Genomic DNA, 16,871 nt, shown 5'->3' on the forward strand with positions numbered 1-16,871 from the left:
AATGAGCTTTGCATTTTGGAGTCGCTTGAAAGCCTTAGTTCGGAAAGAAACTAAACAGCTTCTTCGTGACAAAAGCAGTCTCGGAATTGGCCTAGTTTTGCCTGTTATCTTAATTTTACTTTTTGGTTATGGGCTTTCTTTTGACTTGAACCAAGCACGAGTTGGTGTTGTAGTTGATCAGTCCTCGCCGCAGGTCAATCAGGTCTTAGCTGGCTTAAATGGATCGCGATATTTAACCAGTTTAGAATTTCATAATTTGCCTGAAGCAGAACAGGCCATTCGAAATGGCAAAATTGATGCGATTTTGCATTTGCCTTCCGATTTTGCAAGTCAGACCCAACAAGGTAACGCAAAGGTTCAATTGCTATTAAATGGTAGATCGACCACCATAGCAACTGCTTTAGAGGGGTATGTCGCGGGTGCTTTGGCTACCGCGCCATCAATACAAATTGATCGTAGCCCAATATTAGCATCTGCAAGCGCCGTTAAAATTGAACAAAGAATATGGTTTAACGAATCTGGTAACAGTACTTGGTTTTTAGTGCCGGGTTTAATGGTACTCATTTTAACTTTAATTGGCGCATTTTTAACTGGTCTGGTTATTGCCCGTGAAAGGGAACGGGGAACATTAGAAGCCTTATTTGTCACACCAGTACGGCCATTTGAAATTGTGTTGGCAAAACTCATTCCGTACGTTGTTGTCGGCATGATTGATATCGTTATTTGTATTGTTGCTGCACATTTTATTTTTGAAGTCCCTATGCGCAGTTCATTATTCTCAATTTTATTTGCTTCATTTCTATATTTAATCGTTTCATTATTACTTGGTTTAACTATATCTGGCTTTGCCCAAAGTCAGTTTCAGGCGAGTCAAATTGCTTTGTTGGCAAGTTTTATGCCAGCGCTGATGCTTTCCGGATTTGTTTTTGATACACGCAATTTGCCTTTGGTTGTGCAAATTATTAGCCAGTTACTTCCAGCGACGCATTTTATGGTTTTAATTAAAACTTTATTTATGGGAGGTGATGATTGGAAGCTATGGTTTAAAGAGTGCGGTATTTTATTGGGATATATCGTTGTTTTGATATGTGCTGTGAACTTTTCACTGAAAAAACGGTTGAGATAAAGTTATGTGGCAGCAATTAATCACGTGGCTGAAACAATTAAGTTTTTTAGTCAAAAAAGAATTCTTAACCATTTTTAGTGATCCTGCAAATAGGGCTATTCTATTTGTACCCGCCCTGATGCAAGCACTTTTATTTGGCTATGCGGCTACTTATGACGTTAACCATGTAGATTATGCAATTTTAGATCAGAGCAACGGGCAGGTTTCACATGAGCTGATCTCGAAGCTCGATGGCTCTGGTATTTTTAAGCGTGCTGCCACACTGGAATATACCGAACAAATCAAACAGGTTATTGATAATCGTCAGGCATTGCTCGTAATTACGATCCCCAATGATTTCGAGAGTAAATTAAACAATAACCAAAGCTCTCCTATACAGATCATTGTTGATGGTAGAAATTCATCTACAGCTATGGTCGCAGGGTCATATCTAAGTAAAATTATTGGTCAGTTCAATCAGCAAAAGTTTAATTCAGCTTTACCGATTAGCCTTGAAACAAGAACATGGTACAACCCAAATCAGGAGTCTCGTTGGAGCTTAATGCCTGCATTAATTGCAGCATTAAGTATGATGCAGACATTACTTTTATCTGCTTTATCAGTTGCGCGTGAACGTGAGCAGGGTACGTTTGATCAATTATTAGTGACACCCTATACGCCATTACAAATTATGATTGGTAAGGCTTTGCCGCCGATTTTTGTAGGTTTGATGCAATCGACCATTATTTTATTGATTATTTTGTTCTGGTTTAAAATTCCAATGAATGGCTCTATTGGACTGGTTTATTTTGGATTATTCAGCTTTAACGTGGCTGTAGTTGGTGTGGGCTTATCAATTTCAGCTTTATCATTAAATATGCAACAAGCCATGCTTTTTACATTTTTATTGATTATGCCTTTGATGTTACTTTCAGGCTTACTGACACCTGTAGAAAACATGCCAAAAGCATTACAAGTAGCAACTTATGCAAATCCATTAAGATTTGGAATTAACTTGGTACAGCGGGTTTATTTGGAAGGTGCAAGCTTTGCACAAGTCAAATTGAACTTTTTACCAATGATTGTGCTGGGAATAGTAACTTTACCTTTAGCAGCTTGGTTATTCAGAAATAGATTATCTTAGTTATATTGATTAAAAAGCCCCATTTTTATGAGGCTTTTTTAAATCGACTTATGCACGTACAATCAGCTCGTAACCTGTATATTTACGGATATTAATAACACCAATATCAAAAATTAAATATTGGCCTTTAATACCTTGCAATACACCACGAATTTTTGGTGTTTTATCTAAGTTTAAAGACTTAATTTTTTCAGGATATTGTTCAACTGGATAAACAAACTCACGTGGCAATTCATTTTCTAGTAATTCAACCGTTTCGTTAAATTCAAGGTTTTGACTAAATTCTTCACGAATAGTTTGAATTTTAGGGGCGAACTCTTCAATTAACTGATCACGTTGTTCAATCAAATTTAGAGGTTCAGCTTCGCCTTTGAGAAGTTTACGCCAATCTGTCTTATCCGCAATTAAGGAACCAAACATGGTTTCAAGCTGGCCGGATAAACGACGTGAACCAACTTTTAAAATAGGTAAGGCTTGAGTTGCCCCTTGATCTAACCAACGACCAGGCATATGGCTAACACGAGTAATACCTACTTTTAAAGCACTTGAATTTGCCAAATACACAATATGAGGCTGGAAACATACGCTGTGGGCAAAATCATCTTCACGACATGTACCCAAATGGTAGTGGCATGTTTCAGGTTTCATAATGCAAAGGTCACATTCCGCTTTCGTTTTAAAGCATTTAAAGCAGTGGCCTTGCGAATAAGACTTTGGTGTTTTAGCACCACAAGAAGTGCAATAAATATTACCTGTCCATTCGATTTCTAGTTCTTGTCCTAAATTAAAAGGAAGATCAATTTCTGAACGGTCTAATACAAATTTGTATTCAACATTTGCCTTGGTTGTCTGTTGATCAGTTACACTAGCATCTTTTAGGCCTGCATGCATTTTATGGCAAATGCCTTGTAGTTCCATAAAGTTTAAACTCACATCTTTCAATTAAGGGTTGCAGTTATGGCTGAACAAAATGTCATCACTTCTATGCTAGACGATTTATCAAACGAACAGCCTATTCATACTGCACTTTGTATTGGCCAGAAAATTGACCAGAATAACGCAATTCAATGGCACTATTTTACCGTAACTGAGCTGTTAAGTCTGCCTTTTACTCAGCGTTATGATTTGGGTTTTGTATTGTTTGATACTGATGAAATGCAGGACATCAGCGATGTGCAAAAATCACAATTATTAGTAAAGCTAAGAGATTTATTAGCAAAACGAATTGTTGTAGTAAGCAAGCGCAGTGATGAACAGCTTCTGCGTTCTTTAGGTTTTACACAACTTATTGATAAGACTTCACATGATAGTGATTTTGCTTTATGGCAATTTAATATTTTGACCTATAAGCATGTCCCAGACTGGTTTAATTCAAAATTTTGGGCAAATCCAGAAAATTGGAATAAATTCCGTTGGTAAAAGACCTTGCGATCTCTTTCAAAATTTAACAATTTGATTTTTGCTGTCTTAACAAAAAAACGCGTATGCTCATGTATAAACCATACATAAGAGTTACTCATGACAAATTTAAGCAACATTGTAGAAGTTTTGGCTAAGCAAGCTTTAGGTGGGAATCAGCAAGCGTCAGGTCAAGGTGGTTTAGGTGGAATTTTAGGTTCTGTACTAGGACAAATGGGTGGTAATACTTCATCTGGTGCCCAAGGTGGTCTTGGTGGAGTATTGGGTTCTGTATTAGGACAAGTCACTGGTAATAACAACACACCTCAAACTGGTGGTGGTGTACAAAGTTTATTAATTGCAGTGGTACCTTTAATCTTAGGTTGGGTTCAGCAACAAGGTGGTTTACAAGCTGCTCTTGAGAAATTAAAAGGCGCTGGCTTAGGTAGCCAAGTTCAAAGTTGGGTTGATCCAAACCAAAGTAATAGTGAAGTTCCGACCCAGCAATTACAAAGTCTGTTTAATCCAGCAGACATTGAACAAGTTGCTCAGCAAGCTCAAGCACCAAAAGAACAAGTTTATGGTGCAATCGCTTCTGTCTTACCTCAAGTCATTGATTCTTTAACACCTCAAGGTGAGAGTACAGATCATCAAGAAGCTAACCAAGATATTCAAAATGTGATGAATCTTGTAAGTGGTTTCTTAAAATAAGATATAAATTTTTTAAAAGCCGATATAAAAATATCGGCTTTTTTGATAGCACAATAAAAGGGCATAAGCCCTTTTATTTTAGATATGAATCGAACATAACTGATTAGAAGTTATATTCAATACCAGTACCTACAACAGTTTGTTTGTCGTCGTCATTCAACCAGTCACGTTTTTGTTGAGCAACGATACCGTAGAAGCGAGCTTGTTTATTGATTTGATAATCAAGACCTAAACCATACAAGTCAATTTTACGATCTGCCTGACCACTTACTTGTGTTTCAGCAGAAGCATATTCTGCTTTTACTTTAAGTTTAGTGTTAGGAATTTTATAAGCAGCAGTTACCGCGTATGCTTCTTCTTCTAAACCACGGTAAGCTTTACCAGCTTTATCGATTGAACCATCTGATTTATATGTTTGACCATATGCAGTCAAGTCATCAGTAGGTTCAGCATGTTGCCATAAAGCACCTACTACAAAACCAGATTTAGCAATGTCATAAGAACCAGTTACACGGTAAGCGTCTGTATAAACATCTTTCAAACCGTAAGCAGCATATTTACCTTTGATACCGAAGTCACCAGCAGCAGCGATTGCTAAACCTAAGTCTTTATTTTCATAACCTAGAGAAGTCGAAACTGAATCGAAGCTATCATTTTTGCTGTCTTTACCAGTTTCGCCTTTTTTGCTATCAGAAGTGCTTTCACCAGTTTGAGCCATGATATTGAATGTTAAACCAGCTAATAATTTAGGGTCTAATTCAAAACCAACCACGTTATCTAAGCGGTTTTCACCGTACATAATATTTGTAATATCTAAACGTGTGTCATCGTTAAAGATGTCTTGGTTACTACCAGCAGAGGTTTTGAAGTAAGAATCATATTTACCTACTTTTAACGTACCGACGCCTTCAGTTTTTAAACCGATAAAACGGTTACGGGCGCTAAGGTCAGTATCTGAACCAGAACCATCAGTAGAAATTGCCCATTCAGCTAAATAAACAGCAGATAGCTTATCAGTCAACTTCTCTTCACCTTTTACCCCAATACGAGAAGAGTTTGAGTTAACTTCGGTAACGTCACTTTTACCATCGAAATTTTTGTTGTCAACTTGGTTAATGGAAACGTTTAGTTTGCCGTACAAAGTTGGCGCTGCTTGCACCGCGTTTACGCTCAAAGTTGCAACTGCGGCAGCGAGAAGCAATTTCTTCATTGAGATTTCTCCAAAAGGTATTTTTAAATGGCGTATGCCTAGCTAACTTTTATTTTTTAGTTGGCTTATGTACAAAAAGTTACAGAAGCTCACCAACTTGCTAAGAAGTATCTGTAAACTTTGTGACAATGGAGTGAAGAAGAAATGACAGTTTTATGACAATTAAAAATTGGAAATACTTTATTTTCTTTTGATTTTATTACACTTTTTAAATAAAAAAAGCGGAGTTTAAACTCCGCTTTTATCTCTTAAAATCAAAGTGCTGCTTTAATTTTCTCAGCCAAAGCTTTGATTTTATCTTGGTCTCCTAATTGCGCCGCATGTTTGCCAAGTTGGTGAACATTTGTAGGAATTAGGTGAAAATGAACATGAGGGACAGTTTGTCCGGCAGCTGCTCCTGATAACTGCATGAGCACAATTCCATCCAAATTTAATGCAGTTTCCATTGCCTTAGCAATTTTTTGCACGATCTGGATGGTATAAGCTGCCGCTTCAGGAGGTAAATCAAGTAAAGTTACTGCAGGAGTTTTTGGAATAACTAATGCATGACCATCGGCTTGGGGCATAATATCCATAAAAGCTAGAACTTGATCATCTTCATAGAGTTTTATCGCTGGAAGTTCACCACGTAAAATTTTTGCGAAGATATTTTGATCATCATATGCCATGTATTATTCCTTTAAATACTATTTACACTTCAATTCTTTTTGACGTTCTTTAATTGCGTCTAGACGTTGCTGCTCTTTATCAGAGAATTTTGGCTTAGTCGTATGACAGTTTTCATTACCATATTTTTCTTTAGCATCTTGGTCTTTAAAACAAAAGCCTTTTGATGCATAAATCAAATTGTAATCATCTTGCAATTTTTGACATTCTTGCTCAGGTGTTGCAGCTTGAGCACTGAAACCGGCAAGGGTCACCATTCCAGCGAATACCGCAACCATTAATTTATTCATGAGCTTTTCCTCAGTTAAAGGTATGAACCTGTACTCAATATAAGGTTTATTCCCAATATTTCAATGACTATTAATTACTCAAGTGTTATTTAAAGTCACATTTCACCTTATAATATAAAAAAGCTTTATATATCAAGATCTTTTTTATAATCTTTTTTAAATCAAAAGATTAGATATATTTTATATTAAACAATTAAAATATATACTTAACCAATATTTAAAGTCATGATTAAAATTTTTATAGTAATGAAATAAGTACGTTATATGAGTAACATCGGTTCTTGTTTATGCCATAAAGTAAAATTCTCTGTACTTTGTGAAATCAAAACGGTTTATCACTGCCATTGCAGCTTATGCCGAAAACAAACTGGGACTGGAGCGAATGCCGCTACTTTAGTAAAAGAAAATCAGTTTAATTGGTTGATGGGTAAGGAATATGTGGCTACCTATAAAAAAGAAACTGGTTTTACTTCATCATTTTGTAATAGATGTGGCTCGCCTGTCCCTAATAAAATTAATGGTACAAACTATATGTGGATACCGTTGGGGCTTCTTGAACAACCGTTTAAACCAGATTTAAAACTTAATTTTTGTATAGAGTCAAAACATGATTGGGTTGTGTTAGGGGATGCTCATAAAAACTTTGCACATTTACCTGAGTTAGAAGAGTTCTTAAAATATTTTGAATAACCCTATTTAACTTTTTATATATTTTAATAATTTTTAAGTATTCTTTACATAAATAATGTGTGTTCACTGTTGAATATATCCGATATTTATTTGAGCATGAAATCACATAGCTTAAAAAAGGATGGTTCACATGATAGATGAAGAAAAGCCTTTAAATTTTGAAGATGATGACGAGCCTCTTGATTTTGAAGATGAAGAATTCATAGACGATAAAAAAGAGGACGAAATGTATAACTCGATTACTAAAGATGGCTCTAGTGTCGATCCTGCTGATGATGGGACACGACATATTCGTCCTGAAGACGGCGATCCGATTGAAATTGATGAGTAAATGCATCAGTTTAAAAAAGATTAGTCTTTTTAATCTTTAAGTATAAGTGTAATATCCGAGCGCTGTCACAAACAGCAAAAGTCCTGAATGATCAGCGCAAAAAATCAAAAAGGGTAAAGCCTGCTTACAAAGCGGGCTTTTTTTGTATTTATAAAAATCTAGACTAAAGAAAGTAAGTGAACGCTTTTAAGAAAATAATTAATTTTTCAAAAAATATTTAGCAGATGAGAAGAACAGATACAAATACCTAGTGTTTGTAATGTGCATTTAAGAGGAGTACAAAGGTAAATAACAAAAATAAGAAAAGTAAAAAGATCATAAGTTAAAACATATCATTAAATTATTTAGGTATTTTACACAATTTAACACTTTATGCAAATTACTTTACATTTCATTGAGTTTTTGTAAAGAATTGGCTAGTCCTAATCGTTTTAAAAATGTGACAATCAGTCGATAATTTGTTAGATTGTCTGATTTTTATAATAACAGGTAAGACAGATGAAGAGATTGTTACTTGTATTGGCTACAGGATTTGGTTTAGATGGGTGTGCATCGTTAACACAAAAAGCAGATGAAAATTATATTACTAAATCGCCTGTTACTCCGGTCAATACTGCCTTTAATGGCACTAAAGTACTTGAACATGGAATTTTTACTGAGCAGGATATTGCTGATATGCCTGAACGCTCAAGTATAAATTCACGTTATAAAATATCTTTTTAAAACGATGCTGAAAATTATAATTAAATAGTTAAACTAAATAATCCTCGTAAATTAGCTAAAATCTAGAATTTGCTAAGAACATATTTAATAGTAGCTATTTAGCATAAAACCACCATTTAGGTGGTTTTTAAAAAGATAAAATGTTAAATTTTAATCGTTGAAAAAATTGGTTTTATAAATGAAAAACGTCATTATTTTAACTTCTATATTGTTATTAAGTGGGTGCACAATTAATTCTAAGTTATTATCACCAGCAAAAAGTGATGATGAGAAAATTATTGTAGAAGCAGAAAAGTACAAGCAACAATATCAAAAAAAGATCTTTAAAATTTGGAATGTTCCGCCTTCTTCAGTGGGAATGAGTGCTAGCGTTAAAGTCTTTTTAAGTGATACTGGTGAGATTGAGCAAATTATTTTTCTAGATAAAGAAGACCAAAAGTTTAAGTCGAGTATTGAAAAGGCGATATGGCGTGCAAGTCCCTTTGTTTTACCTTTTAATCCGGAAGTTAGAAAACAAGTAAGAAAGTTCAATATTAAATTTACTGCAAAGTAATTTTTAAATATGAACTTGGCCTTACATAAAAAAACCACCATATGGTGGTTTTTTTATTAAGAATTGATAGAGATACAAACTATAACTTTATTTTATTAATTATTGAAAAACTAATCATTATTTTTTATCTACTTTTTCTTTTATGGTTAACTCATCAAAGAAGAGGAATAAGCCATGTTGAATCAACATGAGATAAATTTAAAACAGTATCAAAATAAATCTTTAAGTTATTTGAATAGCACCGCTCACTCTGAAGGGGTCGAGTTTGATAAATTCATTAAAGAAATTGATGAATATCCAAATGCCGTTGTTTTAGATTTAGGTTGCGGTGGTGGTCATGTAGCTTATAACGTTGCTCGCCATGCAGATCTGGTTTTTGCTTACGATTTATCTCATGAAATGCTCGATACAGTTTCAAAAGCTGCCAATGCTCGAAAAATAAAAAATATTTTTGTACAGCAAGGTATTGCTGAAGATATGCCTTTTACTGATGAACAGTTTGATGTAATTATTAGTCGATATTCTGCCCATCATTGGCAGCATGTACCAACAGCAATGAAAGAAATAAATCGTGTATTAAAGCCAAATGGCACTGTTATTTTTGTTGATATTATTAGCTCAAGTTTCCCTATTTTAGATACATTTTTACAGACTATAGAAGTGATTCGAGACCCTAGTCATGTAAGAAATTACAGTATTAAAGACTGGGTTCACTTTATTGAAGATGCTGGGTTTGAATTAACAACTTTAGAGAAACAAACCCTCAAACTAGATTTTGATAGTTGGGTACAGCGCATGAAGACACCTGAAGATCAAATAAAAACGCTTAAGTATCTCCAAGAAAATGCAGCAGATGTTGTTAAAAAGTATTTTAATATTCAAAAAGACGGAAGTTTTGAAAGTAAGGTCGGATACTTTGTTTTTAAAAAACTATCCTTCTAATGAGTTTTAGCTTAGGTTTGTTTTCATAGAGAAAGCGTTAGATAAAAGCCCTCATATAGAGGGCTTTTTTATGCCTAAATTTAGATTTTTGTTGAACGCTCACTCAGCCATGTTGCTAGCTTTGGCCAGAATTCCTGCGCACTTGCTTGGCTTGACATTAGACCTAAATGACCGCCAGGAATAAGAGTAAATGTAACATCTTGGCTACTGGTTAACTGACTTAATGGCTGAGCTGCATCTGCCGTCACTAATTGATCACTACGACCAGCTCCAACTAAGAGTGAACAGTCGATATTTTTCAATTCGATTTTTTTATCTTTTAACTGAATAGAACCTTGTATTAATGGATTTTGCAGCCAAACATTAAATAACATGTCCTGATTAATACCTCCCGGATAATCAATCATATTGTTTAAAAAACTGCTTAATGTGGCATGTTCTTGTACGAACTGAAGATTATTAAGGTTCTTAAGTAATTGAATATGACCATCGAACCAGCCTTTAGGGTCAAGAATTTTAAAGCCTAAGGAATTTAAAATGCCCGGGGTATGAATTAAACGCTTCGGTAAACCTGAGTAGATACGTTCCTGAAGCTTTTTATTGCGGGCAATAGTGTTGTTTATGGTTCGGTAGAGTTTTCCAATATAACCAGAAGCATAGCTATCGATTGGGCTACCTAAAACTATAAGGTTTTTGACATAATTCGGATGATTATGCGCTGTATATAAAGTAACGAATATGCCAGCCATACTCCATCCGTGTAGAGAAACTTGATCACTGCCTGAATGTGTGCGTACAAGCTCTATAGCTTTAGGAATAAAATCTTCAATAAACGATAAAAAGTTAAGATGTCTATCTTTAAAGCCTAAACGCCCCCAATCGACAAGGTATACGTCAAAACCTGCATTTTGGAAGTATTTGATAAGAGAACGATATGGATATAAATCATAAATCGCCATATTAATAGCTAAAGGTGCCACAAATACTAATGGTTCTCTAAAGCTCTTTTCTGTAGCTGCATAATAACGAACACGGGTTTGGTTGAATTCACCAATCACTTCAAATGGAGTGCTTTGTGACAATACTAATGTTTGAGGACGAAATAGTCGGGTAGAGAGGTGCTTGATTTGACTTTGTTCTGAGACAAGGGACTTTAAGCGTTTCATCTTGTTTTACCAACTATACTAAAGATTGATTGAAGTCTAAGCGATAATTTTCAGGTTTACCTTGACCTTAAATACCTTAGGCACTCAAAATGATGATAGTTTTTAGTACATGACCAGTAAAGGCGAACATTTAATGAACCAGTCTGATGATTTAGAATACCAACTTGATACTTTAGCCATTCGTACCGGACACACTCGTAGTTTTGAAGGTGAGCATGGTGAACCAATTTTTTTGACTTCATCTTTTGTATATGAAAACGCTGCTGAAGCAGCTGCAAAATTTTCTGGTCAGGTTCAAGGAAATATCTATTCTCGTTTTACTAATCCGACTGTATCGATGTTCGAAAAACGTTTAGCAGCTTTAGATGGGGCTGAACGTGCCGTGGCTACAAGCTCAGGTATGGGAGCAATTCTATCAATTGCGATGGCGTATCTAAAAGCAGGTGATCATGTTATTTGCTCAAGAGCAGTTTTTGGTTCTATTGTTGCTTTATTTGAAAAGTACATTGCCAAGTTTGGTGTAGATATCACATTTGTGGATCTAAGCGATTTAAATGCATGGAAAAATGCAGTACGTCCAGAAACTAAACTATTATTTGTTGAGTCACCATCTAATCCATTAGCTGAAATCGCAGATATCCAAGCACTTGCAGATATTGCGCATGCAAATGGCGCATTACTTGCTGTTGACAATAGTTTCTGTACACCTGTTTTACAGCAACCGTTAAAGTTGGGTGCAGATCTCGTGATTTACTCTGCGACTAAATATTTAGATGGCCAAGGCCGTGCGTTAGGTGGTGCAGTGGTAGGTAACCATCAACTCCTAGAAGAAGTTTTTAGCGTAGTGCGTACTTTAGGGCCATCTATGAGTCCGTTTAATGCATGGATTTTCTTAAAAGGATTAGAAACTTTACGTTTACGTATGAAAGCGCACTGTGAAAATGCTCAAAAACTTGCCGAGTGGTTGTCTACCCATGAAAAAGTAGAAAAGGTCTATTATGGCGGGCTTCCAACTCATGAAGGTCATGAACTTGCAGCAAAACAGCAAAATGGCTTTGGCGGGATTGTTTCTTTTGTAGTTAAAGGTGAGCGTGAAGGCGCGTGGAAGGTTATTGATAATACTAAGTTTATCTCGATTACTGGTAATCTAGGTGATGTGAAATCGACGATTACCCATCCAGCAACCACAACTCATGGCAAACTTTCTGTTGAAGCAAAAGAAGCTGCTGGTATTCAAGAAGGCTTAATCCGCGTTTCGGTTGGCTTAGAAGATATTAACGATATTATTGGTGATATCTCACGTGGATTAGATTTGATCTAATAAAATTTATATATCTAAGAATTAAGCCACACTCATTTTAGTGTGGCTTTACTTTAAGATAAGTTACTCATAAACAACGATTGAAATAAAAAAGCTACATTTTGTTGTAAATGAATTAAAAATCACAACGTATAAAAGTTCTAAATTTAATAAAAATAACAAAGTGAGTTTTTAACCATGCTTAAACCTATAATTATTTTAGTTGCTATAGGGGCAATTGGTTTGGTTGGATACAAAGTATTTGCCCAAAAGGATGAACCGACTCAAATTAACGAAACTGTTCTATTGATTAATGATGCAAATAAATCAGTTGAAGAAGCTGATCATACAATAGAAAAAGCGAATGCCTCTTTTCAGAAAATTCCTTTAAATGAATATAAACCCGACAATAGCACCCTCCAAGCCTCGCAGTAGCTTAACTTAAATTTTAGAACTGGCCTTCGCAGTAAAAAGTTTCGTATAGAAAGCTTTAAATGGATGAGTTACCTAAAAGAGTTTCATAGATACCAATAGAAAACATTAATTTATTGTGTCAGAATTGCGGATTAATTTTGATTTAAACGTACTGACCTCAATGATCTTACTGATCGATAGGGGCGTTCAAAGAGTTTAAGTTCCGAAGTGTTATATGACTATCAATAATACTTGAAATATTTGATAGAGATACGGAGTTAGGTTTATGAATATCAATATGCTCATGCAGCAAGCGCAGCGCATGCAAAAAGATATGGAATCAAATATAAAAAAGGCTAAAGAAGAGCTTGCTCAAACTGAAGTACACGCTGAAGCGGGTGGTGGTTTAGTTAAAGTAACAATGACTGGCCGTTATATCGTAAAACGTATCGAAATTAATCCAGAATTACTTCAAGACGAACCAGACATGATTGAAGACTTAATCGCAGCTGCGGTGAATGATGCTGTGCGTCAAGCTGAAGTAGTTTCTGAAGAAAAAATGCAAAAAGCTAACTCTGGTATGGGTTTACCTCCTGGTTTAGCAGGCATGTTCTAAGGAAAATCAGTGTTTAGTGATAGATTTGAACAACTCGTTCAAGCTTTACGTATTTTGCCTAGCGTTGGACCGAAGTCGGCCCAACGTATGGCTTTACATCTTTTGATGAAAAATCGTGAAGGTGCATTTGCTTTAGCACATGCTCTACATGAAGCATCAAGTTATATTCATGAATGTAGTGTTTGCCACTCTTTAACAGAGCACGAAATTTGTGATATTTGCGCTTCAACAGAAAGAGATGATCAATTGCTTTGTGTAGTTGAGTCCCCGGCAGATGTTATGGCAATCGAGCAAAGTGGTAGTTTTCGTGGCAAATACCATGTGTTGGGTGGACACCTTTCTCCATTAGATGGAATCGGGCCAGAAGAAATAGGCATTCCTTATCTAATCCAACGGTTAAGCCAAGGTACGATCGAAGAAGTCATTTTGGCAACTAATGCTACTGTGGAAGGTCAGGCGACAGCGCATTATTTGGTTGAAGCGACGAAGCATTTACCTATTCACATGACACGTATTGCGCAAGGCGTACCACAAGGTGGCGAGCTTGAATATGTGGATAGTCATACCTTAAGTCAGGCTGTTCATAACCGTATGCGTATGAAATAAGTACCTCGGTGCTTATTTCAAAGATTTTTTGAATAATATCGTATTATCTAAAAATCTTTTTAAAAGACAAAAACATATTTTTAAAAACGACTCAGTGAATATATAAATTAAAAAAAGCTTTTGTAAAAAATAAATATTTAGAAGGACATTAAATTTGAAAAATTTAAAATAATGATCAAAAAATTATCTCTTTTTTGGAAAATTGTTCAAAAATAGATTATTCATCAAGGATTCAGTAGCATTTTTCTAATCCTATGTTATATATACCAGAGTTTAAAGCACTCTTTGCATTTACTTGAGAAAGCATGTTTCAGTTTATCCAACAGCAAACCGAATTGGTTGATGTTCTTCAACAAATGGATCAATGTTCAACTTATGGGCTTGATACAGAATTTATTAAGGTTGATACCCTTTGGCCTAAACTTGGAGTATGTCAAGTCAATGTCAACGGAAATGTATATTTGCTAGATGGAGTGTCTTTAGATTTAAGCGAGTTTTGGAAAAAAATCTTTCTTGCTCAACAAAATATTTTTCATGCATGTGGTGAAGATATTGATTTAATCTATCACTATGCCGATGAACAAAACCTATTAAATGTTTTTGATACTCAAGTTGGATTATCCTTTTTGGGACATGGTTTACAAGTAAGTTATCAAGGTGCATTAAAGCTTTGTTTAGAGATTGATATTGAAAAGGATCAGACTCGATCAGACTGGTTAGCACGTCCTTTGTCTCCGCAACAGCTATGCTATGCGGCAAATGATGTTTTATACCTCATGCAATTGGCTAACCATATTAAAGATCAGCTCAAACAAAAAGGGCTTTATGAGTATGTTCTTGAGGATTGTAGTAGTTTAACCAAAGAAATTATTAGTGAAACACCAACCCCATTGTTATATACAGATGTGGGCAATTATCGTCATTCACGTCGTCAATTAATGCAATTGCAAAATTTAAGTGAGTGGCGTGAAGAGGTGGTTAGAGCAACAAACCAGCCACGTAGTTTTATCCTTAGAAATTCGACGATGATTGATTTAGTCGAAAAAAATCCACGCAATAGTTTCCAATTATCTCAAGTAAAAGATATTCGTCCGAATGTTGTTCGTGAATATGGAAAGATTATTCTTGATCTTTTAAAAGACTTACCTGTTGAAGGGCACTGGCCAGCTAAAATTGCTAAACCTTTTAAAATTACATCCAAAGAAACCCTGAATAAAATGGATGCATTGATTGCTAAAGCGATAGAACAAACCTCTATACCTAAAGAAGTTTTACTACGTAAGAAATGGTTAAATGCAATTCATCAGCATGTGCTTACTAAAGGTGATGAACAGGATCTTCCAGATTATTTATTGGGTTGGCGCTATGAGCTTTTAACTAAGCCGCTTATTCAGTTATTTAAAGAAGAGAGAGCTAGTCTTTTATTTTAGGTTTAGGTATTAAGAAAAATTTTCAGTTAAATTGAATTTTAAGATTCAAAATAACTTATCTGATTAATAACTGATCAGTTGGTGTTCGTTAATATAACTTTAAAATAAAATCATTTAATAAGTTAGTCTTTATAAGATTAACTTTTTGTTTAGTTTGATTTTACATTCTGCTGATTTAATAAAGTTTAAATTATAAAAATATGAGTTAATCTTAATTATAGAAAGTCATGCTGAATTAAATTAACTTTATTAGTGAGAAAAATTCAATTGTGTATATATACAGGTCTGTATATTCTTGGTAGCAAGAAAAACAATTTCAAAATAAACAATATATAACTATAAGTTTGTTTCGGTGCAGAAATATAGAGGCCTTCTCGGGGAGAGGAGGCCTCTAATTTTATATATGGAGGTGTAAAAAGTTTTTAAAATCAATAATAAGCTAATATTGAGATCAATTTTTTTATGTTATAAATGAAAACTACTAATAATTAGAGATATAAATATGACGAATAGTTTTAATGCTGAACAGGCAAGAAAAAATGCGAAAGACGTAAAAATAGATCAAGCACTATTGTTAGAAAAAATTTTATCTGGAACCGAGGAAATCTCGAAAGAAGGTAAGCGACGGGCAGTTTTTCAATTTCCAATAGATACTTTGCATCCTGAACATATCACACAGGTAGAGGAAGAGTTAAAAATACGAGGTTTTAATGTCTCAACCAATATTGAGCAATCTGGTACAACAGTCAATATTGAAGTCAGTTTCTAAGCTTTTGTTCAATGAAAACGCTCATGGTTTTGGGCGTTTTTTATAATTTTTTACAATCTAAATTCATAATAATCAACATATTGTTTGACAGGTTTATCCTTCTTCTGTAGTTTTACTTTTTGAGTGGAATATGGATATGAACTTCCAAACAATACTTTCATCTTTCAAAAATCAATCTACTGGTACAGATGCATTTAAGAATTTAAAAAGTGCCTGTGAACACCATCTCAAACACTCATCAGACCTAAACGAAAAAGCTGTAATTTATCTCATTTATGGGTTTGCCCGTAGTTATGTCATCTTATATGAAGGTGAAGCGGTAACTACCGAGTTCGCTCAAGCTTCGAAAGAAATGTTAGTGAATTACATGAATCGCTTAAATGAAGCCTTACGTACTCAAGATAACCATATAATCTTAAATACTCTAAATCAGGTAAGTAATGATTATATGCAAGGCTCAAGAATCTTTTAATGCTTGCGTTAACATGTTGATAAGATACTTCTTTAGTCATAGAGCTAACTAAAGAAGTATCCAGTGGTAGTTTTAATGTGATTTTTTCTTGCCGCCGCCATCTTGTTTATTGACGGTAGACCATGCAATACGTTCAGCTTCTTCTTGAGAGTGACCTCTATCTACTTCACTCTCAACAATATGTTTCGCCTGACGTTTTTGTTTTGCTGTATAAGATGATTTGTCGCCACGAGACATAGCATAGACCTCCATATTTTCTTTTAAGATCTTCTATTATTGAATCATATTAAAAATCAAAAACGGTTAAATAATGTCTTATCCTGTATACATAAGTT

22 protein-coding genes are annotated in these 16,871 nt (G+C 34.8%); 16 read left to right on the top strand and 6 right to left on the bottom strand.

Features of this window, described 5'->3' with window-relative positions; genetic code table 11:
• Position 1: 1 nt before the first annotated feature.
• Together EG365_RS17180 and EG365_RS17185 are read left to right on the top strand one after the other, a co-directional pair.
• Positions 2-1,126 (top strand): ABC transporter permease, encoded by a 1,125-nt coding sequence (locus tag EG365_RS17180; RefSeq protein WP_000006398.1) that lies wholly within the window; start codon positions 2-4, stop codon positions 1,124-1,126.
• Between the two features lie 4 nt (positions 1,127-1,130).
• Complete coding sequence (locus tag EG365_RS17185; RefSeq protein WP_000267847.1) at positions 1,131-2,249, top strand: ABC transporter permease; 1,119 nt, start codon at positions 1,131-1,133, stop codon at positions 2,247-2,249.
• Positions 2,250-2,297: 48 nt separating this feature from the next.
• Here EG365_RS17185 and EG365_RS17190 read toward each other — a convergent pair whose 3' ends face one another.
• Positions 2,298-3,167: a DUF2797 domain-containing protein gene (locus tag EG365_RS17190; protein WP_000422836.1), complete on the bottom strand. Its 870-nt coding sequence runs from the start codon at positions 3,165-3,167 to the stop codon at positions 2,298-2,300.
• Between the two features lie 39 nt (positions 3,168-3,206).
• Here EG365_RS17190 and EG365_RS17195 point away from each other — a divergent pair, with 39 nt between their 5' ends.
• Positions 3,207-3,668 (top strand): DUF6231 family protein, encoded by a 462-nt coding sequence (locus EG365_RS17195; protein WP_000840537.1) that lies wholly within the window; start codon positions 3,207-3,209, stop codon positions 3,666-3,668.
• A 99-nt stretch (positions 3,669-3,767) separates the two neighbouring features.
• Positions 3,768-4,358 (top strand): YidB family protein, encoded by a 591-nt coding sequence (locus EG365_RS17200; protein WP_000183451.1) that lies wholly within the window; start codon positions 3,768-3,770, stop codon positions 4,356-4,358.
• 103 nt (positions 4,359-4,461) lie between these two features.
• On the opposite strand, the gene EG365_RS17205 is transcribed toward EG365_RS17200, so the two are convergent.
• The 3 genes from EG365_RS17205 to EG365_RS17215 form a co-directional block, all read right to left on the bottom strand.
• The gene (locus tag EG365_RS17205; RefSeq protein WP_000734917.1) at positions 4,462-5,568 is read right to left on the bottom strand and encodes a porin; all 1,107 of its coding nucleotides are present in this window, start codon (positions 5,566-5,568) and stop codon (positions 4,462-4,464) included.
• Between the two features lie 254 nt (positions 5,569-5,822).
• Positions 5,823-6,236, bottom strand: a complete 414-nt coding sequence (locus EG365_RS17210; protein WP_000312749.1) for an HIT family protein — start codon at positions 6,234-6,236, stop codon at positions 5,823-5,825.
• Positions 6,237-6,254: 18 nt separating this feature from the next.
• Complete coding sequence (locus EG365_RS17215) at positions 6,255-6,524, bottom strand: YARHG domain-containing protein (RefSeq protein WP_001037927.1); 270 nt, start codon at positions 6,522-6,524, stop codon at positions 6,255-6,257.
• A gap of 264 nt (positions 6,525-6,788) precedes the next feature.
• Between EG365_RS17215 and EG365_RS17220 the strand changes: the two genes are divergently transcribed.
• The 5 genes from EG365_RS17220 to EG365_RS17240 all read left to right on the top strand — a co-directional run bounded on the left by EG365_RS17220 (position 6,789) and on the right by EG365_RS17240 (position 9,763).
• Positions 6,789-7,214 carry a GFA family protein gene (locus EG365_RS17220; RefSeq protein WP_000065211.1) on the top strand — a complete coding sequence of 142 codons (426 nt, stop codon included), beginning with the start codon at positions 6,789-6,791 and terminating at the stop codon, positions 7,212-7,214.
• A gap of 130 nt (positions 7,215-7,344) precedes the next feature.
• Positions 7,345-7,545, top strand: coding sequence for a hypothetical protein (locus tag EG365_RS17225; RefSeq protein WP_000564581.1), 201 nt, complete (start codon positions 7,345-7,347; stop codon positions 7,543-7,545).
• A gap of 498 nt (positions 7,546-8,043) precedes the next feature.
• Positions 8,044-8,268 (top strand): hypothetical protein, encoded by a 225-nt coding sequence (locus EG365_RS17230; RefSeq protein WP_000826152.1) that lies wholly within the window; start codon positions 8,044-8,046, stop codon positions 8,266-8,268.
• 178 nt (positions 8,269-8,446) lie between these two features.
• On the top strand, positions 8,447-8,821 hold the full coding sequence (locus tag EG365_RS17235; RefSeq protein WP_000800038.1) for a cell envelope integrity protein TolA: 375 nt from the start codon (positions 8,447-8,449) through the stop codon (positions 8,819-8,821).
• A gap of 174 nt (positions 8,822-8,995) precedes the next feature.
• Positions 8,996-9,763 carry a class I SAM-dependent methyltransferase gene (locus tag EG365_RS17240; RefSeq protein WP_000934176.1) on the top strand — a complete coding sequence of 256 codons (768 nt, stop codon included), beginning with the start codon at positions 8,996-8,998 and terminating at the stop codon, positions 9,761-9,763.
• Positions 9,764-9,843: 80 nt separating this feature from the next.
• On the opposite strand, the gene EG365_RS17245 is transcribed toward EG365_RS17240, so the two are convergent.
• The gene (locus EG365_RS17245; protein ID WP_000825843.1) at positions 9,844-10,929 is read right to left on the bottom strand and encodes an alpha/beta fold hydrolase; all 1,086 of its coding nucleotides are present in this window, start codon (positions 10,927-10,929) and stop codon (positions 9,844-9,846) included.
• A 133-nt stretch (positions 10,930-11,062) separates the two neighbouring features.
• Here EG365_RS17245 and EG365_RS17250 point away from each other — a divergent pair, with 133 nt between their 5' ends.
• The 7 genes from EG365_RS17250 to EG365_RS17280 all read left to right on the top strand — a co-directional run bounded on the left by EG365_RS17250 (position 11,063) and on the right by EG365_RS17280 (position 16,536).
• On the top strand, positions 11,063-12,250 hold the full coding sequence (locus EG365_RS17250; protein ID WP_001076395.1) for an O-succinylhomoserine sulfhydrylase: 1,188 nt from the start codon (positions 11,063-11,065) through the stop codon (positions 12,248-12,250).
• Positions 12,251-12,427: 177 nt separating this feature from the next.
• Positions 12,428-12,664, top strand: coding sequence for a hypothetical protein (locus tag EG365_RS17255; protein ID WP_000917295.1), 237 nt, complete (start codon positions 12,428-12,430; stop codon positions 12,662-12,664).
• A 265-nt stretch (positions 12,665-12,929) separates the two neighbouring features.
• Positions 12,930-13,259, top strand: a complete 330-nt coding sequence (locus EG365_RS17260; RefSeq protein WP_001024697.1) for a YbaB/EbfC family nucleoid-associated protein — start codon at positions 12,930-12,932, stop codon at positions 13,257-13,259.
• A 9-nt stretch (positions 13,260-13,268) separates the two neighbouring features.
• A complete protein-coding gene (recR, locus tag EG365_RS17265; protein ID WP_000490551.1) occupies positions 13,269-13,865 on the top strand; it encodes a recombination mediator RecR in 597 nt (198 codons plus the stop codon).
• Between the two features lie 305 nt (positions 13,866-14,170).
• Complete coding sequence (locus EG365_RS17270) at positions 14,171-15,295, top strand: ribonuclease D (RefSeq protein ID WP_000486121.1); 1,125 nt, start codon at positions 14,171-14,173, stop codon at positions 15,293-15,295.
• A gap of 502 nt (positions 15,296-15,797) precedes the next feature.
• Positions 15,798-16,064: a hypothetical protein gene (locus EG365_RS17275; protein ID WP_000185062.1), complete on the top strand. Its 267-nt coding sequence runs from the start codon at positions 15,798-15,800 to the stop codon at positions 16,062-16,064.
• Positions 16,065-16,194: 130 nt separating this feature from the next.
• Positions 16,195-16,536 carry a hypothetical protein gene (locus EG365_RS17280; protein ID WP_000367439.1) on the top strand — a complete coding sequence of 114 codons (342 nt, stop codon included), beginning with the start codon at positions 16,195-16,197 and terminating at the stop codon, positions 16,534-16,536.
• Positions 16,537-16,608: 72 nt separating this feature from the next.
• On the opposite strand, the gene EG365_RS17285 is transcribed toward EG365_RS17280, so the two are convergent.
• Positions 16,609-16,773, bottom strand: coding sequence for a hypothetical protein (locus EG365_RS17285; protein ID WP_000086293.1), 165 nt, complete (start codon positions 16,771-16,773; stop codon positions 16,609-16,611).
• Between the last annotated feature and the right edge of the window lie 98 nt (positions 16,774-16,871).

Origin of the sequence: Acinetobacter sp. FDAARGOS_494 (assembly GCF_003812225.1) — a bacterium.
GTDB classification, from domain to species: Bacteria; Pseudomonadota; Gammaproteobacteria; order Pseudomonadales; family Moraxellaceae; genus Acinetobacter; species Acinetobacter baumannii.